Raw genomic sequence first — 23,502 nt, 5'->3', positions numbered from 1 at the left:
GAGACCTTGGCAAGGGTGTAGCCGGATTGACCCGCCAGAAGGCTCCCTGTCCCAGCTATCCCCTGGGGATAGCTCGGCCGGTCACGGGTCGCGCAGGGCCGCCCGCAGCCGCGCCAGGTGGGCGCGCGCCACTTCGGGGGATACCGGCGGTGCCGATGGCACCGGTGCCGGCGCGGGTGGACGGGAAGCAGGCGGCACCGTGGCGCTGTCGCCCGCCCAGGCCTTGAACTCCCCACGGATCGCCTTCTGGATGATGCCGAACAGGTAGCCAGCCGGGTTGCGCACCGAGCTGTTGCAGCAGCGCGCCTCCCATTCGTCCAGCACCGCCTGCCGCTGGGCTTCGTCCACCTGCCGCAAGGCCACCAGCGCGCCGGACTGCTGCTCGTGCTTCAAACGCTGGAAGCGGTCTGGCAGCCGCAGGTTCTGCAAGGCCCTCACGCGCGGTACTGTACGTACTTCATTTATACGATCATTACGTACTGTACGGTCCTTCTTCGGAATCCGAAGAGAGCTATCCGGCGCGGGTTTCGGCCCTGCTTCGGATTCCGAAGACGGGCGCGCAGCATTCCGAAGAAGGGCTTCCTGGCCTTCTTCGGATTCGTGGTCCGCACCCTCCTGTGGATAACCTGGCGTCGTCCAGCCATGCAGCCCCATGCGCTGCGCCAGCACCTGCAGGCGGGTCGGCAGCGTGCGGCCGCTGAGCAGCGGGTCTTCGGCAATCTCCTTGAGCGTGTTCATGCCCACGATCTGCACCGCCTTCGCCGCGTGCGTGAGCGCCTGGCTGACCAGTCCGAGGTAGTCGGCATCAAGTTGCATCGCCTCGAAGGGCGACAGCGGTTCGTCGTGCAGCACGTAGAGGTTGCCTTGGATGCGGCCGGTCTTCGGGTCGCGCCGTCGTCGCACCAGGCTCAGCCAGCGCGTCAGCCGCAGCAGCGTCAGGGCACGCGCCACGGTCTCGTGCGAGGCTTGCGCCCCGCAGGGCATCGAGGCCAGGTAGGGGCGCAATTGGTCGTAGGTGGGAAAGGCAGTCACGCCGTCGTCGTTGAGCTGCAGGCGGAACACCTGCCAGGCGTTGCGCTCCAGCGGGGTCAGGCGCCGGTCGAGGAACAGTCGGCGCGGCACGCTCTCATGGCGGTTGCCGCTGTAGAGGAATCCGTCGGCGGCCGGCGCGGTGCCCTGTACCGGTTCCTGCGGCCCAAGGTGCCGCAGCGCCTCGTCGAACACCGCCGACAGCGCAACGGGACCTTCGCGCCGTGGTGTGCCGGACGTGGCCATGGCTACACCAGCCCCTGGTCGATCCAGTTCCGTATCGCCGACCAGATCACCGACATCGGCAGGCTCATGGCCTCGGCCAGGTCCATGGTCAGTGCCAGCATCGCCATGTCGTCGGTCAGGGCGACATGGCGCTCGGCGACGCCGGCCTTCCAGCGTTCCCACAAGGCCACGTCCTGCGCCTCGTCGAGCACCGGATGCCGGCCCTTGCGCTTGGGCAGCCCGAGGATGTCGCGGCGCAGCGCCACTTCCTGATGCGTGAGGCCGTAGAACTTGCTGACCATCTCCGTGCTCGCCCCCAGGCGCAGCATGCGGTCCACCGTAGCGATTTCCCGCTCCACGTCGTGCACCTGGCTAAGCAGCCGCTTCAACACTTCCCGGTTCACCGACACCGAACACCACGACACCGTGGCATTCACCAGCATGCTCACGAGTTCGGGGTGCTTCAGCGCATCCAGTTCCTCCTCGCCGAAGCCCATAGCCTTGCAGCGGCGCAACTGGCCGTTGCGCAGGTCATGCAGGGCCTGGGCGATCACGGCCTGGTTGAGTGGGTGCGGTGCCGACATGCGGGAGCCTCCTGCGCTCAGGAATCCTGGCTCGCTACGCCGGCTTCCAGATCCAGTAGCCGGCGCGCCAGGCGCAGCAGACGGAACAGCTTCACCAGCGCAGCATCGCTCAGACGTGTAGCCGAGCCGCCGTGGCCATGGAGCAGCGCCGCCAGTTCGTCGGCCAGCCGCGCGCGGTCCAATCCGTTCGCGGCGGGTGGCGCCGCACTCAGCGCATGCAGCAGGGTCAGTACCGCCCGCGCGAACGCCGGCAGCACCTTCGCCTGGCCCACGGCCGGCGCCACGCAGACGAAGCCGATGCCGCCGACGCAGGCCTCGATGTGGTCGGCAACCGCCGCTTCCTCGCCGATTTCGCGCGCGAACTGCGCGATGTGCACGCGCAGGCGATCCGGCGCGTCCAGCCCCGGCTCGACGTACCAGACGTCCGAGATGGGATAGAGCCCGCCGACCTGTACGGGGATCGCACGCAGCGCATCGGCCTCGAAGTCGGGCAGCTTGTCGCCAAGCTGGTCGGCGACCATCCGCTGGATGGACTGCAGGCGCTCGGTGGTCGGTGCCGGTGTCACGATGTGCCCTTGCAGGCGCTCGTCGCGTGGTCCGCGCTGGTCCTCTGGCGCTTCGGGCGATGCAGGCGGTGTCGCTGCTGACACCGCATGCGAGACCGGCGTGGTGTCGCGCGGTACGGACGACACGGGTAGCTGCTGAGGTGCGGAGACCGGTGCGGAAGGAGCAGCAGGCACGACAGACGCCGCCGAAGGCATCGGCGCCGCCGGTTCGCTGGTCAGCGCACGCTGGCGGCTTTCGCTGTCGTCGATTTCCAGCGCCAGCGTGTCGTAGTCGGCCTCCAGCAACTCGGCCATCTGGCCCACCAGTTCGTCCTGCACCCGCTGCGGCGAGAAGTCGTCCGGCTGTGCGTCGAACTGCGTCAGCACGTCCTGAAACAAGGTGGCGAAGTCCACGGCCACGGTGCGGCCCAGCGTACGCCGCTCCCAGGTGCGCTCGCACGCCTTGCGCAGTACCGCGATCCGTTCCACCTGATGCCGGCCCAATCCGCCGTACAGCAGCGTCGGGATCGCCGGCAGCAGATAGCACACCGCATCGTTCATGCGGCTGATGTGCGACTGCGGCACCGGATAGCCGTCGGCCGTCAGCCGTCGCGCGAGTTCGCTCTGTGACAGCGCCTGGCCGCTTTCCTGCTCGTAGAACTCGCGCGCCTTCTCGATGCCCAGGGCGCGCTCGATGAAGGTCAGCCCGCCGCGCAGTTCGTTCTCGGCCAGGTGCCCGGTCAACGCCACGATTTCGCCGCGCGCCGGCCACGGGCGGAACAGGCACGCAATGCGGAAGAAGCGGTCTTCCCTGGTTTCGCTCCACAGTTCGCGCAGGATGGCGAGCCGCGTATTGCCACCGTTCCTGATGATGTAGTGCGCCTCGCCCGGCCGGCGGGTGATCGCGGGTGGTGCGTCCAGCCCGCGCTCGCGGATCGAGGCCTTGATCTCCTCGTAGGCCGGGTTGCGCGTCACGCGCGGGTCATGTTCATAGGGGCGCAGCTCGTCCAGCGTCACCACCATCGGTGTGTCGGCGATGGGGTCGGTCAACGCCCCGGCCGAAGGACCGCTGCGCTCGAAGCCGGTGGCCAGCAGCTTGGCGGCCATGTCCTGCGGCGTTGGCTCAGCCATCGCTGCTCTCCCGAGATGCCGCCGGTGCCTGACGATCGGCGCGGCGAAGCTGCGCGCGTGCGTTGCGGCTGGCGCGGTGATCGCTCGCAGTCGAGCTGGTATAGATCGCGGCGCAGCCGGGCTTGGTGAACATCAGGTGCCCGCCGCGCGTGCGTTTCACGTGCCAACCTTCGCCCAGCGCGAACTCGATCAGCGCGCGCAGCCGCGCATGGCCGCGGGCCAGTTCATGCGCGTTCGCCATGACTGGCTCCCCCTGCGCGGCCTCTGCCGGTAACGCATGCAAAGCGCTCCCTCCATGCCGGGAACAGCTCGCCAGCCAGCGTACGCATCGTCTCCAACGCCGCAGGCGCAGTACGGCCCACTGGTTGCCGGTACTCGACGCGATGCACTGGCAGCCCCCGTGTTGCGGCACGTGGGTAGGCTTCGATGGCCGGGACGTCGGTGTTCAGGACCTGTATGCCTGCGTGCGCCTGGAACACTTGTCGCAGGGCCTGCTGGATCAGTCGGGCGTTCGACGAAACCGGATGCACACGGTTGATGAGCAAGCGCAGCGGTGGCGGCTCGATGCCGAGGTGCCGATACGGAGCTATGTCCTCGATCAGTTGCAGCGTGCCGCGCCTCAGCTCACGCGCCGCCAGGATCTCCGGCGTCACCGGTGACAGCGCCAGACTGGAGGCCAGTACCGCCATCTCCAGCAGCACACTGCGCGCTCCCTGGGTATCGATCAGAAGCAGGTCGTAGTGCGACGCCAGTGCGGGGAGCAGGTGACGCAGGCGCAGCCGGCCGTCGGGCGCGTGCAGCAGCAGTGTGTTCAGTTCGCCGCGGTGGTCGTTCGACACCACCAGGTCTAGACCCGCCACAGCGGTCTGCGAAGCCAATTGCTCGATACGCTGCTCATTGAAGGCCAGCATCTCGTAGATGCCGGCAGGCGCATGCGTGCCGAGCGTGAAGTAGCTCGACAAAGTGGGCTGTACATCCAGGTCCAGCAGCAGCACGCGCAGTCCCGCATCGGCGATGAAACCGCCCAGGTTCGCTGCGGTGGTCGTCTTGCCGACGCCACCCTTGGTCGAAATGATGGATACCACCTGCATGGTGCGACTCCTCGTGGAGGGGGTTCCGGGGGGGCGCGGGCTCACGCCCGCTCCCTGAGTCGATCGGTGATCCACTGATCGATCTCCACCGAATCCCATCCGATGGCGCGTACCCCGAGGCGCAGGGGCTTGGGAAACTTGCCCTCCTTGATCAGGTTGTAGATGTGGGCGCGTTTGAAGCCGGTCTTGGCCTCGACTTCCGCGCGGCGCAGGATGCGGTGTTCGTTCGGCATCGCGGTGGCGATGGTCTGGGCAGTCACGAGGGACACTCCTTGGCGCTGTGTAGCGGCGGTGATGGACGTGTCCCGTATTCAATAGCGCGGTTCCCGCGCAGTCACCGCAAGTGCAGGCTCGGCGTCTGCACTTGCAGTCAGCGGTCCTGGGTGGCGAGATGACGCCTCGCTGCCGAAAACTTCGCCCACAGCGTTCGCTCGCTGATCCCAGACTTGTCGCCGTAGTGGGCAACCAGCGCACTGATGACCGATTCCAGCGTCTCGAAGGACGAATAGGGAACGCCATTGGGCGACTTGCCCAGCAGCAGGGTCAGAAGACCGCCAACGATGTTCAGGTAGGTGGACTCACTGCGAGCGCCCGGCGTCCCGGACCGCTTCTCGCGCTCCGTGCGCGCCTGGTGCTCCTGGCTGAGCGTCTGGAACTGGTCATAGAGCGCGTCCCAGGCTTGCACCTTGTCGGCAAGCTGGAGTTTCAACGCCTCGCGATCCATGACCAGTGCCTGCACGGCATCGACACTGACGGCCGGATGCAGGTGACGCTCAAAGGCATCGAACAGGAAGGCCGGTCGCTGGTCGGGATAGAAACGGATCATCCATGCCTTCAGATCGACGTGGCGGATCGTGAGGCCAGGGTCATCGAGCAAGGCGGGATCGTTGCTCGTGAGGCCATTCTTGCCGTAGGGAAGGTCGAGATGCAGCAGTGCGTCGTAGATCCGTTCCGCGTTCAGACGAAGCTGTGGCCAGCGCGCCAGTTCGGGGTGCTCCGGCAAGCGGTTCATCCCCCTGGCGACATCGAGGATGCGGCGCTCGAAACGCGACAGCCCCGCCCACTGGATGGCCGCCTCGATCGGGCGGTAGAAGACCTTGGCTTGGGGGCCGGATGAAGGTGGCTTTCGCATGGCTGCTCCCTGCTGGTACCCGGATTCAGGACATCTGTTTCCCTCGTTGATTGGAATCGCTGCCGGGACGCGCCTTCACGGCGCGAGACGGTGGCGGCTTGGCTTGTGGGAAAGGCCGGAATGACGGATGTTCACCAGAGCAGCCGCCTGTCGATATGGCGCTTGTCCACCAGCACCGAGCCTCTGCGTGGCGGTATGCTTCAAGCGGTTGACTGCCCATGGCAGGATGGCTCGATAACGAGGTTTTGCTACAGACGCCATCGCGGCGAAAGACGAATTCGGTCTTCTTGCGTTCGAGCCTGGGCGTTACCGGCGTGCAAGACAGCGACGGTCTATCAGCAGACGCAGTGTGGGCGGAAACAGGTGTGACGATGCCGCCTCGACGGAGTGCGGCGAGGTTTCGGGCAAGACGCGAGAGGTCTGCCTCCAGATCGAGAAAGCATGATCGATCCCCCCGCGGCTGGTGCACAGCTTCAGCGCCCGCTGGTCGGACGATGTGGCGGCGGACAGACCCTCGCGCGTGACCTGGGATATCCTTCCCGCAGGTGACGACGCCTGCAAGCTCGTGCTCACCCACGACGATTTCGGCGGCGCCACCGCCACCAGCTAGGCCGTGCGCGGCGGCTGGCCAGAAGTGCTGTCGCGGCTGAAGACGCTGGTCGAGACGGGAGCGCCATTTTTCATCTCTGCGCCGCCCCCGGCCTGACACCCAGGAGCCCACATGAACCCGCCCACTCTGACTGCTTGCTATGCCGGTTGGTTCGGCATTCTCTTTCTCGTTCTTTCCATCCGGGTATCCATTGGAAGGGCGCAATTCAAGGCGCACCACGGGGACGGCGGACACGAGTCGCTGCGACGCCGGATCAGGATCCAGGCGAACTTCGCCGAGTATGTGCCGCTGGCGCTGCTGCTCGTGGGCCTCAACGAAGTGCTCGGGGCCGAGCGCTGGACGGTGCATGCGCTGCTGATCGCGCTGCTCGCCGCCCGGCTCGTCCATCCCTTCGGGATGACGGCGCCCGAGGGCTCGCTTCAGCAGTACGCGCTCAGGGCGCCGGCCATGATGGCGACTTGGACCGTGCTGGCGGTCGCGTCAGGCATGTTGCTTTTGCGCTAGAACCGCACGCGCGGCACCAGAAAGTCTAGGAAGGCACGCCCCCGCAGGGGCGGGTAGTCGCCTTGGCCCATGAATACGGCATGCACCTCCACGGTGCCGCCGGGACTCCAGTCCTCCAGCACTGGCAGCCGCCGCTCAGCGGCGATGTCTTCGCGCGCCTGGAATGTGGCCAGCCGCGCCAGCCCCAGCCCGGCCACGGCTAGGCGGCGCAGGGCCTGGCCGTCGCTGGCAGCGCGCGCGTAGTTCAGGCCGATCAGGTTGTGTCGCTGCAGGTCGTCCGGCGCGGCTGGCGCGTCACCTCGCGCGCTACTCGTCGCGGGGTGGTGCCGGTGACGCGGCGGAAGGCCACGCCGAAGGCGCTTGGTGAGGCATAGCCCAGTTCATCCGCCACCGACTCGATCGTGGCCCCGGGGTGTGACAACGCCTGGCGCGCCAGCGCCATCCGCCAATGGAGCAGATAGTCCATCGGTGCCTGCCCCACCGTCTGCCGAAACCGGGCCGAGAACTGCGATCGCGACAGATGGCTGACCTCGGCCAGTTCTTGCAGCCGCCAGGCTCTGCCTGGCTCGCGATGAATGGCGCGAAGTGCCGGCCCGATACGCGGATCGGCCAGTGCTGCCAGCCACCCGCGGGCAGCGGTTGCCGGCAAGGCCCGGATCAACTCGATGAATACGATCTGCATGATGTGAGTCGCCATGGCCGCCGATCCCGGCGCCTCCGCGCGGCACTCTTCCTCCAGCCGGTCGAGCAGCCAGCCGATCCGCAGGGCCACCGGGCTGCCGCCGGGTATCACCGTCACCGCTTGCAGGGCATCGATCAGCAGCGCGGCAGCCGGCGGCAAGTCCATGCGCCCGCCGAGGCAAAGGAATTCCGGCCCGGGGCCGGCATCAAGATGCGCGACCAGGGTGTTCTCGCAGCCGGCGAAGACGTCCTGCGCTGGTTGCGCCGGCCGGTCCAGGTCAGTGCCGAGGGTGAACGACTTGCCTGGAGCCACCAGAAAGCAGTCGCCGGTCTTCAGTGCCCAGCGCTGGCCCGCCACCTGCAGCCCGCATTCGCCCCGGCGGATCACGTTGCACTTGAGCGTCGGAAGCGAAGCGACCCGCAGCGCCCACAGACCTCGCGCCTGGAGTCCCGTCGAGACGGCCGCCTGTACCCCGGCCAGGGTCAGCAATTGCGAAAGTGGCTCGTCTAGCAGCGACATAGGATAATCTAAACAGAATATGAGAATTTCCAGCATAGATGATCTTGCTGGCGCGGATCATCATCTCTCCGTCAAGATCAGGAGATGAACGATGAACCCGATGCAAAAGCCGCTCGGCACCCCTTTCACACCCTTCACTACCGCTGAAGAAGTCGCCCGCGGCATCGACCTATCCGGCAAGACCGTGGTGGTCACTGGCGGTGCGTCCGGCCTTGGGCTGGAGTCCGCTCGTGTGTTCTCGGGCCTCGGCGCCCGTGTCATCGTTCCGGCGCGCAACGTGGACGCCGCGCGCCGGGCGCTGGCCGGGCTCGCCCGGGTCGAAGTGGCCGGGATGGAACTGACCGACCCCGCCTCGATCCGTGCCTTCGCCGAGGGCTTCCTCGCCAGCGGCCGATCGCTGCACCTGCTGGTTCTCAGCGCCGGCATCATGGCGACGCCGTTGTTCCGCGATGCCGAAGGGCGCGAAGGACAGTTCGCCACCAACCACCTGGGACATTTCCGCCTGACGGCCGCACTCTGGCCGGTGCTCAAGGCGGCCGGCACGGCACGGGTGGTGGTGCTGTCCTCGCGTGGGCATTTGTTGCCCGGATTCGACCTGACCGATCTGGATTTCACCCGGCGGCCTTACGACAAGATCGCGGCCTATGCCCAATCGAAGACCGCCAACGCCCTGTTCGCGGTGGCGCTGGATGTGCGAGGCAGGCAACACGGCATCCGTGCCTACTCGGTGCATCCAGGCTCGATCCTCGGGAACCTGGCCCGGCACATAAGCCCCGAGGAACTGGAAGCCTACGGGGCGTTGAACCCGGATGGCACGCCTCTGATCGACCCGGCCAACGACAAGAAGAACTTCCCCCAGGGCGCGGCCACCATGGTCTGGTGCGCCACGGCGCCGGAACTGGAAGGGATCGGCGGGGTGTATTGCGAGGACAGCGACATCGCTCCGGTCGAAGCCGAGGGGCGGTTCGGCGTCCGCCCCTACGCCGCAGATCCGGACCTGGCCGAAGCGCTGTGGACGGAAACGCTTCGCCTGACAGGAGAGACATCGGCTCGCTTCATGTAGCCAGCGCACGTCATGGCTTCATGAGCAATGACCCCGCCAGGCCAGGAAAGAACCGGGCGTATCACAAGTGTCAGATTTCGCCGACCACCGATGAACCCATGGCGGCATCCAGCGATCAAGCAGTGCTCGTTGACGCAGCCGTGACCAGAACTGCGTCAAGAACCGCAATGGACGGCAAAGGCTTGTTGCATGGTCTTCCGATCCTGTCCTTGGTTGACCAAGCATCGATTATTCATTCAAATATGGACGATTATTTGATTAATAAGCTCATATTTGAGCTTCTAAAAGATGTCCTCTTCCGAGCAAAAGCGCTCTGGTGCGCAGGTGGCGATGCCGCAGCCCGTCGCGCGTGCGCTGCACCGCCTGGGGCAGGACATCTCGGCGGCGCGGCGCATGCGCCGCCTGAGCCAGGAAGACCTGGCGCAGCGCATCGGCACATCCCTGAGCACCGTCAGGCGCATGGAAGATGGCTACCCCGGCACCGCGCTGCACACCTTCCTGCGCGCGCTGCACGTGCTGGGCCGGCTCGATGACCTGTCACGGGCGATGACCCTGGAGAAGGACGCCCTTGGCATGGAACTGGTGCGGGAATTGTTGCCACAGCGGGTGCGCAGCCTTTCTCGCAGGCAATGGCAGCCGGCTGGGCGAACGTCGGGAGCCGGCGATGGTGACGCGGACGGGGGTGTCGACGTACTGGAAGGCTTTTGACGGCGCCTTCTCCTTAGCCTGAGCCCGCGCCCCCCTGATCCAGCCGCATTGAGCAACGCTCCCTGGCATGGGTGTCAACCATGGTGTAAACTGGCAACTGAAGTGTCAACCGAGAAGATGGAGCGGCCTGTGAGCGAACGAATGTCCAATGCGCCGGTGTACTACGCGCTGGCACAGGCGCATTTCAATCCGGTGGCGGCCATGGTCAAGTACGTCGACCAAATACAAGATCGACTGCGTCGTGAAGGGTACCCCTTGTTCGAGCCGCAGCAGGTCACTCACTTGGTCGTGTCCGGGCCAGGCCAGGCACAACAAGCCGAACCAAAGATCCAGCAAACGGTATCCTGGCTCCTAACCAGGAGCGATCGATCTGCGGGCTTCATCCTGTCCCCTTCGACAATCACGTTTCATACGACGCATTACGACACCCACAAGACATTCATTCCGGAATTACTGCGGGGGTTGGATGCCGTGCATGAGGCAGTCAGCCTTGACCATGTGGGTCGGCTTGGGTTGCGCTACCTGGATGCGGTGGTGCCGGCAGACGGGGAGTCCGTCGAACAGTACCTTGTCGGTGGCGTCCATGGGGTGGAATTCGACGCGGTTCGCCGGCACGCAATGAGCGAATCCGTGTTCACGACCGATGTTGGTCCACTCGTTCCAGTCGGAACCTTGGTTGCAAGGGTATACAGAGCAACGGCGCAGCTTGGTTTTCCTCCCGACATGTTGCCGAACGGGCTGGCACTGAATCCGCGTTTCGCCATGACTGCGCCACGCGAGCATGGTGTGCTCGATACCGACCATTTTTGCGAAGGTCGCATGCCTATCGACCTCGGCAAGCTCGAAGAACAACTGCGCTCGTTGCATGCCCCGATCAAGTCCGTGTTCGAGGCGACCACCACGGACCATGCGCGCCGGGCATGGGCGTAGCACTGGAGACCCACATGTACACCGAGACGTTCCCAACAATCAGGACTTCTCCGTCGATCGTGCCCGTTCGGGTTGCGGCCACGGCTGCCTTCGCCCTGATGGGGATCACGCAGTTGGTTGGCGGTACTGGCAGCGTGTTCGATGTGACCCGGGCGGGGGAATGGCGCAGGCTGGTGGAGGCGCGGACTCCCATTCACGTCGAAATCGAGGTGGATGGCGAGGAGGCAGCCCGTCCCGATCTTCGAAGCGCTTCGGAGCATCTGGCCAACATCCGTGAGGTGCTCAATCCAGCAATCGCCGATCTCGCCGGGACCTTTGGTGTTTCCCGGCAAGCGATCTACAAATGGCTGGGGGGGGAGTCGACGCCAGAAGCGGACAACTTCGCCCGGATACAGGCACTCAGCCAAGTGGCCGACGCCTTTCGCGAAGCAGGCGTCAAACGGGCGCCAATGATGCTGAAGATGAAGGCGTTTGACGGCAGGTCTCTCCTGGATCTCATCGCTGCAAACCACACTGTCATGGAGCATGTCCAAACGCTGATCTCAGAGGCCCAGGCCATGGATGCGGCATACGAAAGGTCGGGGCTGGCCAAGAGCAAGGCCGCACCAACGGATGATTGGCGTTCCGCTGCTTCCATTCCTGGCTATCCCGAGCAGTGATTCGGGGATCGCGCGATGCTGGATCGGGAAACGTCATGGCGGCAGGGAGATTTGCTGACCAGCGATGCATCGCTACAGTTGGGGCTGATTGAATCGCCCGAGGACGGCCGTTTTGCTGTCGTGATCTCCCACGACTGTGACATCCCTCACCCGCACGAGCCCTGCATTGAGGTCATCGTGGCGGACTTGATCGGCGATGCCCGTGGGGATCCGCAACTGTCCCATGCCAAGAACCCCCGGCGGCTGCATCTTGCGTATGACAAGACGGATGGAGGCTCGATGGTGCTGGAATTGCGGCATGCAGAGAAGAGGTCCATCCCGAGAGTCGAGTTTGGCCAGAGTGCGTCTCGGTTTCTTGAGGCGTCGCTTTCGGATGAGTCGAAGCGCACCCTGAAGCAATGGCTGGCGGCACGCTATGGCCGGCCCGCGTTCCCCAACGCCTTCGAGAACCGGCTTGCGAAGCGTGTCGGCAAGAGAGACGTCAAGAGCCGGATCGCCCGCATCCTCGCTCCCGAAGCCCGACATCTGGTGGGATTGTTCTTCGATCTGGGTGAGCAGCGAGGCATCGAGGCTTCTGATGGTGAACCCTATGCGCTGTCCATATCGGTGGCTTATGACGCCATCGAGGGTGGGCCAGGCGCGCGTGAGTCCGCCGAAAGCGTAGTACGACAATTGCGTGAGCTTTTCATCGAAGCGTACGGCCCTCCCGATGCGGCAACGGAAATCGCCCTCGACGCCTGCGAGCCAGTCCCGGATACGCACATGACCCTCGCCGATCTTCGGCGCGTGGATCAATGGCGACTTGAGTACCTCAGCCTGCATGACGATGAGCATGGCGACTTCCTGCCGGACGGCGTTGCCCCTGCGTGAGACGTGAGGTGGCTGGATGAGCCTGGGATAGGCTGGGGGCTGTTGTGCATCTGGCACTGGGCAGTGTCTGACGGCTCTGGGTGAGCCAATGCGGCAGCAACGGCCGCGCCGAGTTGCCGAGGGCTCGCTACAGGTACATAATTTGGCCTGATTCCGTAGCGCCAACGGAATAAACCCGTTATCAATCAACGATTTGAGTGCGGCGTGATGTTCCCTTCACCCGCTCCAATCGCGTCCATACCCGGTCCGGTACCCCTGTTGGCCCATCAATACCTTGGGCCGCGATGCGTCAGCCAGCGCCAGGCAGCACTGGCGGCCAGGCCGTCAACGCATCTGGAAAAATTCCCGGTGAAAGGCCGTCGAGTCCAGGCCCATCTTCCGCATGGCGGCCTGAAGTTCGTCGCCCATGCCGGCGGGACCACAGAACCAGATACTGGCGTCGCGCCAGTCCGGCAGCATCTCTCGGATGACGTCGGCGGTCAGCCGCGGATCCCGCCCCGTGATGTGCAGGTGCAGGGCGACCCCGGCCGCCTTGGCATGTTTCCGGACCCGCTCCACAAAGGTCGGGTCGGGCAACTGGGTCACGTAGAAAAGGTCGATCTGCCGGCCATCGGGCTCCACGGCCAACGCTTGCATGCGCGCAATGAACGGCGTGATGCCAATGCCGGCCCCGATCCATATCTGCCGCTCTTGGGGGCCGGAAAATTGAAAATCTCCATAGGGCCCTTCGACCGTGGCCTCGCCTCCGGTCTTGAGTGTTTCGGCGAGCCGGCTCGTGTAGTCCCCGACTCCCTTGATAAGGAAATAGATGCTGCCATCGCCCTTCCATGCCGAAGAAATCGTGAAGGGATGCGCGCCTTCACGAGGGTCGAAGGTGACGAAGGCGAACTGGCCCGTCCGATGGCCGGGCCATGGTTGGTCCAGCTTGAGCACGACTTTCAGCACGCGGTTCTGGCGGAAAGGTTCTAGCTGCGTGATACGCGCGGACACCTGCCTGCGCCGTCCGATACGGCCTGTCAGGCCGACGATCGATCCCACCACGCAACCGGCGACCAGCACAACCGTCAACCAGCCGACGGGTCTGGACCAATCGGAATATTCGGTCAGCACGACGGCGTGCCAGCAAAACACCAGGGCGATCACGGCCATGAAACGGTGCGTCTTGCGGAAATAGCCGTAGGGCACACGTTGGACCAGGGCGATGAGCACCAGGACGATCAAGGCATAGAAACCCCACTCGCCCATGGTTTCCGCAAGCCCGCGCTGCTGCCGAAAGAAGGCTTCCATGCCCGCTAACTGCGGACGTTCTCCCTTCGGAGGACGCACGATCCAGCCCCATCCGGCCGCCCACTTGGGCGCCTTTATCCACAACCAGTGCAGCACGGCGCCCACCAGGGCGGTCACTCCGAGCCACTTGTGCAAGCGGTACATCTTATCCAGGCCGCCCATCGGCGGCTCGACGGATACGGGGCGCATCGACAGCATCACAGCGCCCGCCATGGCGGCAAATGCCACCAGTCCGGTGAGCAGGATCCATTCGTGACGCATCGCGAAGACTTCACGCAGAAACAGAATCTGTGCGTGCGGCGCCAACCACAGAGCAGCCACGATAGCCAACCCACACACCAATACCCAACGTATTCTGTTCATTCCGATCATCCTTGAAGGACGTTAGTCGGAGCATGCGCCCATACCCTGGCGATGCGGCGCCTGTTCAAGGCGAGCCCTGCAATCAGAAAACACGTCCGGGCCATACGGCAAGTGCAACCCTGACGGTCGCGGCCAGTTTACCTCGACAATCAACCCCTTTGACGCCTGTCTCGTCCGGTCCGGTTTGGCACCGGACATGCAAGCGCGGCGCGGAGCGAGCGGCCTATCCGGAACAGGCCGGGTGCGATTCAAGTACCCTTTAGCCTATCTCCGTGCCGGTACGACAAGCATGCAAGACGATCTTTTCCGCGATGGGCTGCTCCAGCCTTCGTCCAGCCTCTCCAAGGTGCTTCCCGCTCCCGCGGGGCAGGCCTGGCGCGCGCTCGCGCGGCAGCTGCCGGCGCAGTTGCGCTTCGGTGTTTCCACCTGGTCATACCCGGGCTGGGAGGGGCTGGTCTGGGATGGCGACTACGATTCGAGCACGCTGTCCAGGCATGGGCTTCGCGCCTACCAGCAGCATCCGCTGTTGCGCACGGTTTGTGTGGACCGCACGTTCTGGCGGCCGTTGACGGCAAGCCAGTATGCCGCTTATGCGGGGCAGGTCGATGACGATTTCCGTTTCGTCGTCAAATGTCCGGCCAGCATTACCGATGCCCAGGTGCGCAGCGAAGAAGGCCGCACGCGCGAGGCCAACCCCGCTTTTCTCGATCCGGCGCTGGCCATCGAGGAATTCGTGCAGCCGGCGCTCGAAGGCCTGGGCGCCAAGCTCGGCGTGTTGGTGTTTCAGCTCAGTCCGCTGCCTTTGGGGTGGCTGAGCCACTCCACAACGCTGTTTGAGAAACTGGGCCGCTTGCTGGCGGCTGTGCGGGAGGCCTTGCCCGAATCCGGCGCCGTGATCGTCGCGGTGGAAGTGCGGGACCCTGAACTCCTGGGCCGGGCGCTGGTCGACACGCTCAAGGCGAATGGGGCCACGTTCTGCCTGGGCCTGCATGGCAAGATGCCGCCGATCGAAGCGCAGCTGCCGGTGCTGCGCGCGCTTTGGCCGGGGCCGCTGGTCTGCCGCTGGAACCTGAACCGGATTTTCGGCGCCTACGGCTATGCCGAGGCGCAGAAAAAGCACGATCCGTTCAATGCCCTGCTCAGCGAGGATCTCCCGACCCGCACGGTGCTGGCGCGGACGATCCGCGGGATCACGGGGGCGGGCCAGCCGGCCTATGTGACGGTCAGCAACGATGCCGAGGGCTGCGCGCCTTTGTCCATCCAGAAGCTGGCTCAGGCCATTGGGGGGTAAGGCCTGCCGGCCCGGGCGAGGCCTGGGGCCGGCCGGCGGGCGGCAAGCGCGGCGCGTCCGGTGATGATCCGCGGGGGATTTTCGGAAAAATCCCTGCCCAAAGACGACATCCCGGCTACATTGATGGCTTCGGATCGCCTGACCTCGAGCCAGCATTTCCCGCTTTGCGCAAGTGGACCGGAGATCGCCAATGGATGCCTTCCCTGAACACGACGGGAATACTGACCCGTCCGCCGAACCCGATAGCGCGGAGCGCCGCCGCTTTATCCTGGCCACGGGGCTCGCGGCGGCGGGGGTGATGTCAGGCGCCAGCGTCACGGCGGCCCAGGCATCAGGCCCCGCGGGCGTCCGGTCCGTGCCGGCGCGGCCGCCGTCGGGCTACAACATCTTGCTTATCGTCACCGACCAGGAGCGCCATTTCGCCGGGGGCTATCCGTTCCCCGTGCCGGGGCGTGAACTTTTCGACCTTCAGGCCGATCCGGGCGAGATGCGCAACCTGGCCGTCGATCCCGAGGCGCACCGGGAGATCCTCATGGCGATGAGCGGCAAATTGAATGATCTGATCGCCGAGGAGATGGGCGTGGACGATGGACATTACCTGCCCATCGGAGCATCGGTTCCATGGGATACACAGCGGGCGATTGAATAGGCGGCCGGGCCTCGGCCCCTCTGGCGGCCAAGCCAGAGGCATCGTTGGGCGGCGCCGAGGTGCCAAGCAGTTCCGCGCCGCGGCTAGGCCAGCGGCGGCAGCCGGTAGCACGCGCAGGCGCTGCGCCAGAACAGATCCGCCTTTTCCGCGGGGCTGGCGGCCATCGCCAGCCGCTTGAAGGCATTCCAGCCCGCGGCATAGCCGTGGCTGGCCCTGTCGGCGGGGAAGTTGCTCTCGAACATGCACCGCGGCGATCCAAAGACCTCGATGCAGGTTTCGATCCAGGGACGCCAGGCGGCCGCCAGCCGGGCCGATAACGGCATGCTGTCGCACTCGCCGGGAACCAGGCCGGTCTGCGGCATTCCCAGGCCGCCGAGCTTGACCGTCACGTTGGGGCAGGATGCCAGCTCGCCCAGCGCGGTCCGCCATTGGCGGAACACGTCGGCCTGCCTGCCGGCGTAGCGTCCTTGTCCGAGGATGCCGCCGCAATGATTGAGAATGATCCGGGTGCCGGGAAAGGCGCGCGCAAGCGCCGTCAGGCGGGGCAGTTGATGGAAGTAGAGCCAGGCGTCGAAACTCAGGCCCAAGGGCGCCAGATGCGAGAATCCCCTGCGGAACCCGGCCTGGTCGAGCAGGTCTTCGCGGGTGGGGTAGGCCGGGTTGAGCAAGGACGGGTCGGGGTCCCAGGCCGCGACATGGCGTATGCCCCGGAAGCGTCCGCCGCTGTCGGCCGGCCCGCCCGCCGCGGCGATATGGGCTTCCAGCACGGGCCGCACGGCATCTCCCAGGCACAGGTCGGCGGCTCCGACGATCGCGGCGCAGGCGCGGATGGCGCCGTAGCGTTCGCTGGCGCACGCGACACCATTGGCGAACGCCGTCTCGCCCACGGGCCTGAAGCGCGCTTCGCCGTCCTGGCGCAGCCTGGAACGCGCCTGCACATAGACGGTCGCGCGCACATCATGTCCGGCGCGGAGATCGGCCAGCAATTCGTCGAGCAAGTACCGGATGCCGGGCCGCTCGTAGAGATGATGGTGGGCATCGACGATGGGCTGGCCCGGTTCCAGCACGTCCTCTTCCGCCGTGCGCGGGTCGCCGGGCGGCGTCATGGGGGCGGACCGCCCGCGGGCCGCCGCGGGTCCTGGAGCTCGGGCGCGAGACTGCCGGGCAGCCCAAGCTCGAAGGCATTGAGCGTCAAGGCAACCAGACAGTAGTAGCCGAGCACGCCGACCAGTTCGACCATGCCCTGCTCGCCCAGCTGCGCGCAGCCTCGTTGGTAGAGATCCGCATCCATGCGGCCCTGCGTGAGCAAGGCCAGGCTGACGTCGTGCACGGCGCGCTGCCGCTCGCAGCGCAGCCCGGGCGAGCGGCGGGCGGCGATCCGGGCGATGACCGCCGGCGGCACGCCGGCCTCCAGGGCCAGGGCCTTGTGCGCCGTCCATTCGTGGTGGGAGGTCCAGTGGCGCGCGCATACCAGGATGGCGAGTTCGGTGAGCCGTGGCTCCAGCGAGGTCTCGAAGCGCAGCAGTTCGCCGAGTTTCTGCGCGCGCCGCGCCAATTCGGGACGGCGCAGCCAGGCAATCATCGGCGCCGGAATCCGGCCCCGGGGGCCGGAGCGCGCCTCCGCGCACACCGCGGCCTGCTCCGGGCTCAGGTCGGCGTCAGGCAAGGCTTGCAGTCTTGGCATGGCTTCTCCGTGCGGACTCCGGCGCGCCCGTGGCCGCGGCGCGAGAGGCCTATCATGCTCCCGGCCGCGCGGCCGTCATGCCGCCATCGACGACCAGCTGCGTGGCGGTGATGTAGCCGGCTTCGTCGCTGGCCAGAAAGAGCACGGCATGGGCCACATCCCAGGCGTCGCCCATGCGGCCCATGGGTACGCTGGCATGCCGCCGGGCGATGAGCGATTGCGCATCCTGGGCGCCGAGCTGCTTGACCAGCCGGTGCTCGACCAGGGGGGTGTGCATGGTGCCCGGCACGACCGTGTTGACCCGGATGCCTTTCCTGACGTAGGCGATCGCGGTCGAGCGGCTGAAGGCCAGGATGCCTGCCTTGGAGGCCGCATACGCGGCGCTGACGCGCCCCTCGACCTGGAAGCTCATGCAGCCGATGCTGGATAGGTTGACGATGGCGCCGCCCTTGCCGTGTTCGGCGAACTGGCGCTCCATCACGGGCAGCACATGCTTGCAGCCCAGAAAGGCGGTCTTGAGGTTGAGCGCCATCTGGGCATCCCAGGCCTCCTCGCTCATCGACACCGGGTCGCCCGGGACGCTGCCGCCCACGTTGTTGACCAGGATGTCGATGCGGCCGTAGCGCCGCAGACAGTCCTGCACCGCCGCCTGCACTTCCTCGCCGCGGGTCAGGTCGCAGGCGCGGCCGGTCCAGTTGTCCCGCCCTGCCTGTGGCATCGCCGCGCGGGTGTCCTGCAGCGCGCGCGGATTCACGTCCACGCCGTAGACCGTCGCGCCTTGCCGGGCCATCAGCACGGCGGTGGCCTTGCCATTGCCCCAGCCCTCGCCGACGGAGCCCGCGCCAGCGACGAAGGCCACTTTGCCAGTCAGATCGAGCATGCGGTTCTCCCGGTTCATTGCAGCAGTCCCGCTTCGCGGGCCTTGATCTGCAGCGCGATGTAGTGCGAGTAGATGCGGCTATGGGACAGGCCGCCACCGATGAACCAGAGGCCTGGCTGCGGCGTCGGGCGGAACATATTGGCCAGCTCGCCGTCCTCGGCGATGCCCCAGATCCGCCCGACCTTGTCGGCGATGGCCGGCCCGAGGATGTCCCGCAGCACTTCCTGCTGGTTGTGATATCCGGTCGCGGTGACCAGCAGGTCCGCCTTCACGACGCTGCCGTCCTTCAGGCGCAGGCCTTCCGCCACGAAGCGGTCGATGTCCTCGTACTGCAGCAGGCCGATCTGGCCGCTGATGATCATGTCGGAGGCGCCGCAATTGAGGTAATAGCCGCCAAAGCGGCGCCGCAGCTTCATCTGGTGCCCGGTCTCGTCCTCGCCGAAATCCAGCTTCATGCCCTTGGCCTTGAGTCCTTCGAGCAGGTCCCGGTCGATTTCCTTCATCTGGGCGACGTTCATCTGGTAGCCGCGCACCAGCAGCGGATAGGTGCTGGAGGCGGCGATCAGGTCGGTGTCTTCCAGCGGCAGGCCTTCGTTGTAGTAGATGGCGTGGTTCAGGCCCGCGGCCCGCACGCTGGCCACGGTGATCGAGCCGCGCTGGATCAGCGTGACATGCGCGCCGCTGCTGGCGAGGTCCTGGGCGATGTCGTGGCCGCTGGTGCCGGCGCCCAGCACCAGCGCGTGCTTACCGCGCCAGGGCGCGCCGCGCTTGAATGCGTGGGTATGGACGATCTCGCCGCGGAAGTCGTCCAGGCCCGGGGCCGCCGCCTTGCGGGGAGCGCCGACGACACCGTTGGCGAAGACGAGGTGCCGCGGCCGCAGCACCCGCTCGCTGCCGTCGGCGCGGCGCACGCGGGCCTGCCAGTGCCGGGTCGTCTCGTCGTAGCCGCCGGACACCAGCGTGGTGGCGGTCCACACATTGCATTCCATGGCTTGCGCATAGGTCTCCAGCCATTGGCCCACCATGTCTTTGGGCAGATACTTCGGCCAGCTTGGCGGGAAGGGCAGGTAGGGCAGGTGGTTGAGCATCACCTGGTTGTGCAGGGCGAGCGCGTGGTAGCGGGTGCGCCAGACGTCGCCCACGCGCGGCAGCCTATCCACCACCAGCGCATCGACGCCGAGCAGCCGCAGCCTGGCGGCCACCGCCAGCCCGGCCTGGCCGGCGCCCACGATCAGCACCGCGGGCTCGCGATCTTCGAAACGCTGCTCCACGGCCCGGCGGTCGGCCCAGTTGGGGCCGCCGAACATGCGCATATCCTCGGCGCCGCTGGGGCGCCGCGCCCCGATGAGCGCTTCATGGCCCTTGAGCTCTTTCAAAGAGGTCATGAGGACCCAGGCCTTGCCGGGCTGCGCCTGCAAGAGGCGGACCACGCCCTCGGCGCGCCCCACGGCGGTTTCGAATTCGAAGATGGCCTCGATCACCTCGACGCCCAGGCGCTTGAGCTGGCGCGGCGGCGTGCGGCCATCCGGCAGCGTGAATCCCCTGGCCTGGATACTGGGCTGCGCGCCGGCAAGCCGTTCGACAATGGCGGACAGGCTGTCATGGGGCGTGATGTTCCAGGTGAAGGCCAGCAGATCGCGCCAATGGCAATCCTCGGCAAACAACGCCGCCAGGCCCGGCGCCGAGCCTTGGGCCAGCGCCTGCTCGAAGGCGCGCAACCAATGCCGCACGTGGTCGGCGGGCGCCGTCGTCCGCGCGGCGCCGCCGTGTTCCAAAGCCCTTGCATCCATCTTTTGTTCCCGTTGGGTAGTCGGTGCTTTAATGAATGCCATCGACTATAGGGAGCGTGGGCGGCGGGCGATACGCGGCAAAACGGCAAGCGCCATTGCATGGGATGCAAAGGCCAGGCCGGATCGCGGGACCGCTTGCGGCGCATGCCCGGGCATCGTCGAATTCTCACGGAGGGGGTGGGCGCATATGGAAGAACTCGCTCGGATTCAAACTTTCATCAAGGTCGTGGAGGCTGGCAGTTTTTCGGCGGCGGCGCGCGATAGTTCGTCCACCAGTTCGGTGGCCCGCCAGATCAAGTCGCTGGAGGACGAGCTGGGCGTGCGCCTGCTCAATCGCAATACCCGCGGGATTTCGCTGTCCGAACCGGGCCGGCTGTTCTATGAGCGCGCCTGCAAGCTGGCTTCGGACCTGAGCAATGCCAAGTCGGAAGCGCAGTCCTTCCAGCAGAGCGTCAAGGGCACGCTCAAGGTGTCGTTGAGGGTGTCCACGGGGACGACCGTCATCATTCCCGCGCTGCCGGCTTTCCTCGACGCCTATCCGGAGCTGTCGCTGGACATCACATTGACCGATGAGCGGCAGGACCTCGTGGCCAACCACATCGATGTCGCGGTATGGATGGGGCAGCTACCCAATGCCGACATCGTCGCCAGGCGCCTGATCCCCAGCCAGCGCATCGTCTGCGGCGCGCCGGGCTATTTCAAGCGTTATGGCGTTCCCGTCACGCCCCGGGAGCTGGACCGCCATAGCTGCCTGCTCTTTACCGCGCCGCAGTATGGAAGCACCTGGCGCTTTCACCGGGACGGCGTGCATGAAGAGGTTCCGGTCAGCGGCAAGCTGCGCACCGGCAATGTGCTGGCGCTGCTGTCGGGGGCGCTGTCGGGGCTGGGCATGATCATGGTCCATGAGTGGATGGTGCGCGCGCAGATCGAAGCCGGCGCCCTGGCCCGCGTGCTGCACGACTACACGGTGAGCCCCATCTCCACCGATGCCGATCTGCATGTGGTCTACCCGAGCAGCCGCGGCATGTCCTTGAAGGTCCGGGTGTTCGTGGATTTCCTGATCCAGCTCTTTGAGCGCAGGGCCGGCGCCTAGGGCGGTGGGCCGGACGGGGTTCAGCTGCCGCGCGCCAGCCGGGCCACGTTCTGCCAGCGGGCGACCTCGCGCGCCATTTCCGGCCCCAGCGCGTCGGCTTCGACCGTTTCGGGCGTCAGTATCTGCTTTTCGCAGAACTGCTGGAACGCCGGCGTTTGGGCGATCTGCGCGAAGTGCCGGGACAGCATCCGGGTCACCGCCAGCGGCGTGCCGTGCGGGGCCATGAAATCGAGCTGCGAGGAGACCTCGAATCCCGGCACGCCCGCCTCGCTGACCGTCGGGGTGCCCGGCATGACATCCCAGCGCTTGGATCCCGTGACCGCCAGGGCCCGCAGCCGGCCGGACTGGATCAAAGGCAATACGCCTGTCGAGGTCTGGCAGGTGAAAGAGATCCGTCCGCCGGCCACGTCCGTCACCGCCATGGTGGTCTCTTTGTAGCCGATGTGCTGGGCCTGGGTGTGGCTCATGTCGTTCAGGATGACCGAGCAGAGGTGGGCGCTGCTGCCCACGCCCTGGGAAGAGTAGGTCACGGTATTGGGGCTGTTCTTCATCGCCGCGATCAGGTCGGAGAGATTCTTGAAGGGCGAGTCCGGCGGCACCACGATCGCGAATGGCACGCGGGCCACGCGCGCCACGGGCGCGAAATCCTTGAGCGGATCCAGGGGGGGCGGGGTGATACCCGAGAACAGGGGCAGGAGATAGAGCGGAATGCCCGTGAGGATCAGCGTATAGCCGTCCGCGGGGGCGCGCGCCACGGCCTGGTAGCCGAGCAGGCCGCCGGCGCCCGGCCGGTTCTCGACGACCACGGGCGTATTCAGGCGCTTGGAAAGCGGGTCGGAAAAAAAGCGCGTGATGGCGTCGATAGAGGTCCCGGCCGAGGCCGGGACGATGATCTTGATCGGCTTGGACGGGAAGGCGTCGGCGTGGGCTTTTGCCGCGCCCATCAGCGGCAGCGCGCCAAGCAGCTTGATGAGGCGTCTTTTGCTCCTATCCATGAGCGCGGTCTCCTGTTATGCCTGTGTCCGGCCGGCCGGATGCCGCCCGGCTTGTCTTGCCAAAGTCTAGGTTTAACGCAAACGGGGGCAATCCGCTCTCGCGGCAAGGTGCTTTGCGCTGGATGGCAAGCCAAGAGCCCAGGGGCCTTTTTAAACTGGCTTGTCCCTGGCCAACATGTGGTGCGCCGTGAAGAGAAAACTGACCCTGGCCGACGCCCGAGCCGTCGCCGTTGCATACCTCGGGCATCACGGCATGCCCGCCGATCATGCCGGCATGGTGGCCGACCACTTGATCTACGCGACCCTGGCCGGCCATGATTTCGCCGGGCTGTCCCGCCTGCAGCCCATCGCGGGCATGCTTAAGGAACGCGGTCCGGGCGGGACTATCGCCGTCTTGCGGGAAACCCCGCTTTCCGCGCAGCTAGACGGCGCCAATGTCAATGGCTATGTGACTTCCGTGCTGGCCATGGACAAGGCCATCGCCCTGGCCAAGCGCAGCGGCATCGGTGTGGTCGGCGTCAGCAATAGCTGGTTTTCCGGGATGTTGCGGTACTACGTCGAGCGCGCCGCCGACGCCGGGCTGATCGGCATGCACGCGGGCAATTCCACCGCGCGGGTGGCCCCTTTCGGAGGCATAGACCGGCTGCTCGGGACCAACCCGATCGCATTCGCCTTTCCTTCGGATCCGGCGCCCCTGGTGATCGACTTCTCGTCCGCCTCGGTGATGTGGGGGGATGTGCTTTATCACCAGCAGATCGGCCAGCCCCTGCCGCCAGACCGCGCCGTCGATCCCGCGGGCCAGCCCACTACCGATCCCGCGGCGGCCCTGCGCGGCGCCATCCTGGCCTGGGGCGGGGCGAGGGGATCCGCGCTGTCCATGATCGTCCAGGCGCTGGGCGTCCTCGGCGGCAGCGATCCCGTGGTGGGCGAGGGCGGGGGCCGCTGGGGCTATTTCTTCCTGGCGCTGGACCCGGCGCTGCTGATGCCGCGGGAGGCGTTCAAGCAGAACATCCGGCGTTTGCAGGAAGCCGTGGAGGGTTGCCGGCCGGTTCCCGGCACCGCGTCCGTCAGGGTGCCGGGCAGCGCCGCCACGCGCAAGGTGCGCGAGGGACGGGCCCGGGGCTGGCTGGAGGTGGACGAAGCGATCTACCGCGCCATTACCCAGCACACCGCCTAGCGGGCGCGCTG

General features: G+C 66.2%; 24 protein-coding genes. 10 read left to right on the top strand and 14 right to left on the bottom strand.

The window, feature by feature from the left end; all coding sequences use genetic code 11:
- Positions 1-81: 81 nt before the first annotated feature.
- The 7 genes from AXA74_RS00745 to AXA74_RS00715 form a co-directional block, all read right to left on the bottom strand.
- Entirely contained in the window at positions 82-1,275 is a 1,194-nt protein-coding gene (locus AXA74_RS00745; protein ID WP_060833062.1) for an STY4528 family pathogenicity island replication protein, read from the bottom strand.
- A gap of 2 nt (positions 1,276-1,277) precedes the next feature.
- Positions 1,278-1,838 carry a DUF2857 domain-containing protein gene (locus AXA74_RS00740; RefSeq protein ID WP_020651215.1) on the bottom strand — a complete coding sequence of 187 codons (561 nt, stop codon included), beginning with the start codon at positions 1,836-1,838 and terminating at the stop codon, positions 1,278-1,280.
- Between the two features lie 17 nt (positions 1,839-1,855).
- Positions 1,856-3,514 (bottom strand): ParB family protein, encoded by a 1,659-nt coding sequence (locus tag AXA74_RS00735; protein ID WP_060833061.1) that lies wholly within the window; start codon positions 3,512-3,514, stop codon positions 1,856-1,858.
- Positions 3,507-3,755, bottom strand: a complete 249-nt coding sequence (locus AXA74_RS00730) for a hypothetical protein (RefSeq protein WP_020651217.1) — start codon at positions 3,753-3,755, stop codon at positions 3,507-3,509. Before AXA74_RS00730 ends, AXA74_RS00735 begins: the two co-directional genes overlap by 8 nt.
- A complete protein-coding gene (locus AXA74_RS00725) occupies positions 3,739-4,605 on the bottom strand; it encodes a ParA family protein (RefSeq protein WP_060833060.1) in 867 nt (288 codons plus the stop codon). The genes AXA74_RS00730 and AXA74_RS00725 overlap by 17 nt, the downstream gene beginning before the upstream one ends.
- A 41-nt stretch (positions 4,606-4,646) precedes the next feature.
- A complete protein-coding gene (locus tag AXA74_RS00720; protein ID WP_060833059.1) occupies positions 4,647-4,865 on the bottom strand; it encodes an AlpA family transcriptional regulator in 219 nt (72 codons plus the stop codon).
- 110 nt (positions 4,866-4,975) lie between these two features.
- Complete coding sequence (locus AXA74_RS00715; protein WP_060833058.1) at positions 4,976-5,737, bottom strand: hypothetical protein; 762 nt, start codon at positions 5,735-5,737, stop codon at positions 4,976-4,978.
- A gap of 721 nt (positions 5,738-6,458) precedes the next feature.
- Between AXA74_RS00715 and AXA74_RS00710 the strand changes: the two genes are divergently transcribed.
- Entirely contained in the window at positions 6,459-6,851 is a 393-nt protein-coding gene (locus AXA74_RS00710) for an MAPEG family protein (RefSeq protein ID WP_032972667.1), read from the top strand.
- A gap of 253 nt (positions 6,852-7,104) precedes the next feature.
- Here the strand turns inward: AXA74_RS00710 and AXA74_RS00700 are convergent, their stop codons facing one another.
- The gene (locus AXA74_RS00700) at positions 7,105-8,088 is read right to left on the bottom strand and encodes an AraC family transcriptional regulator (protein WP_081093914.1); all 984 of its coding nucleotides are present in this window, start codon (positions 8,086-8,088) and stop codon (positions 7,105-7,107) included.
- Positions 8,089-8,143: 55 nt separating this feature from the next.
- Between AXA74_RS00700 and AXA74_RS00695 the strand changes: the two genes are divergently transcribed.
- From AXA74_RS00695 to AXA74_RS00675, 5 genes are all read left to right on the top strand, one after another.
- Positions 8,144-9,115, top strand: a complete 972-nt coding sequence (locus tag AXA74_RS00695; protein WP_032972679.1) for an SDR family NAD(P)-dependent oxidoreductase — start codon at positions 8,144-8,146, stop codon at positions 9,113-9,115.
- Between the two features lie 288 nt (positions 9,116-9,403).
- Positions 9,404-9,823: a helix-turn-helix domain-containing protein gene (locus AXA74_RS00690; protein ID WP_060833056.1), complete on the top strand. Its 420-nt coding sequence runs from the start codon at positions 9,404-9,406 to the stop codon at positions 9,821-9,823.
- A gap of 129 nt (positions 9,824-9,952) precedes the next feature.
- A complete protein-coding gene (locus AXA74_RS00685; protein WP_232019798.1) occupies positions 9,953-10,753 on the top strand; it encodes a TIGR04255 family protein in 801 nt (266 codons plus the stop codon).
- Positions 10,754-10,767: 14 nt separating this feature from the next.
- Positions 10,768-11,412 carry a hypothetical protein gene (locus AXA74_RS00680; RefSeq protein WP_060833126.1) on the top strand — a complete coding sequence of 215 codons (645 nt, stop codon included), beginning with the start codon at positions 10,768-10,770 and terminating at the stop codon, positions 11,410-11,412.
- A 15-nt stretch (positions 11,413-11,427) separates the two neighbouring features.
- Positions 11,428-12,282 (top strand): hypothetical protein, encoded by an 855-nt coding sequence (locus tag AXA74_RS00675; RefSeq protein WP_060833055.1) that lies wholly within the window; start codon positions 11,428-11,430, stop codon positions 12,280-12,282.
- A 324-nt stretch (positions 12,283-12,606) separates the two neighbouring features.
- On the opposite strand, the gene AXA74_RS00670 is transcribed toward AXA74_RS00675, so the two are convergent.
- Entirely contained in the window at positions 12,607-13,932 is a 1,326-nt protein-coding gene (locus AXA74_RS00670; RefSeq protein ID WP_032979491.1) for a ferredoxin reductase family protein, read from the bottom strand.
- Between the two features lie 289 nt (positions 13,933-14,221).
- Here AXA74_RS00670 and AXA74_RS00665 point away from each other — a divergent pair, with 289 nt between their 5' ends.
- The gene (locus tag AXA74_RS00665; RefSeq protein WP_080666503.1) at positions 14,222-15,223 is read left to right on the top strand and encodes a DUF72 domain-containing protein; all 1,002 of its coding nucleotides are present in this window, start codon (positions 14,222-14,224) and stop codon (positions 15,221-15,223) included.
- Between the two features lie 190 nt (positions 15,224-15,413).
- Positions 15,414-15,872, top strand: a complete 459-nt coding sequence (locus AXA74_RS00660; protein ID WP_032979490.1) for an alkaline phosphatase family protein — start codon at positions 15,414-15,416, stop codon at positions 15,870-15,872.
- Positions 15,873-15,955: 83 nt separating this feature from the next.
- Here AXA74_RS00660 and AXA74_RS00655 read toward each other — a convergent pair whose 3' ends face one another.
- Genes AXA74_RS00655 through AXA74_RS00640 form a run of 4 tightly spaced genes read right to left on the bottom strand, consistent with a single transcriptional unit; the run spans position 15,956 to position 20,226 of the window.
- Positions 15,956-16,978: an amidohydrolase family protein gene (locus AXA74_RS00655; protein ID WP_032979489.1), complete on the bottom strand. Its 1,023-nt coding sequence runs from the start codon at positions 16,976-16,978 to the stop codon at positions 15,956-15,958.
- On the bottom strand, positions 16,975-17,556 hold the full coding sequence (locus AXA74_RS00650; RefSeq protein ID WP_029578170.1) for a carboxymuconolactone decarboxylase family protein: 582 nt from the start codon (positions 17,554-17,556) through the stop codon (positions 16,975-16,977). Before AXA74_RS00650 ends, AXA74_RS00655 begins: the two co-directional genes overlap by 4 nt.
- A gap of 52 nt (positions 17,557-17,608) precedes the next feature.
- Positions 17,609-18,436 carry an SDR family NAD(P)-dependent oxidoreductase gene (locus AXA74_RS00645; protein WP_029578171.1) on the bottom strand — a complete coding sequence of 276 codons (828 nt, stop codon included), beginning with the start codon at positions 18,434-18,436 and terminating at the stop codon, positions 17,609-17,611.
- A 14-nt stretch (positions 18,437-18,450) separates the two neighbouring features.
- A complete protein-coding gene (locus AXA74_RS00640; protein WP_080700980.1) occupies positions 18,451-20,226 on the bottom strand; it encodes an FAD-dependent oxidoreductase in 1,776 nt (591 codons plus the stop codon).
- Positions 20,227-20,413: 187 nt separating this feature from the next.
- On the opposite strand from AXA74_RS00640, the gene AXA74_RS00635 reads away from it, so the two are divergent.
- The gene (locus AXA74_RS00635) at positions 20,414-21,319 is read left to right on the top strand and encodes a LysR family transcriptional regulator (RefSeq protein ID WP_029578173.1); all 906 of its coding nucleotides are present in this window, start codon (positions 20,414-20,416) and stop codon (positions 21,317-21,319) included.
- Between the two features lie 20 nt (positions 21,320-21,339).
- On the opposite strand, the gene AXA74_RS00630 is transcribed toward AXA74_RS00635, so the two are convergent.
- Positions 21,340-22,314 (bottom strand): Bug family tripartite tricarboxylate transporter substrate binding protein, encoded by a 975-nt coding sequence (locus AXA74_RS00630; protein WP_029578174.1) that lies wholly within the window; start codon positions 22,312-22,314, stop codon positions 21,340-21,342.
- 187 nt (positions 22,315-22,501) lie between these two features.
- Here AXA74_RS00630 and AXA74_RS00625 point away from each other — a divergent pair, with 187 nt between their 5' ends.
- Positions 22,502-23,491, top strand: a complete 990-nt coding sequence (locus tag AXA74_RS00625; protein WP_157736106.1) for an Ldh family oxidoreductase — start codon at positions 22,502-22,504, stop codon at positions 23,489-23,491.
- Positions 23,492-23,502: the final 11 nt, after the last annotated feature.

Source organism: Bordetella hinzii LMG 13501 (assembly GCF_001548475.1).
In the GTDB taxonomy this organism is placed as follows: Bacteria; Pseudomonadota; Gammaproteobacteria; order Burkholderiales; family Burkholderiaceae_B; genus Bordetella; species Bordetella hinzii.
The sequence above is the reverse complement of the archived record's forward strand: the minus strand, read 5'-3'. Positions and strand labels throughout refer to the sequence as shown.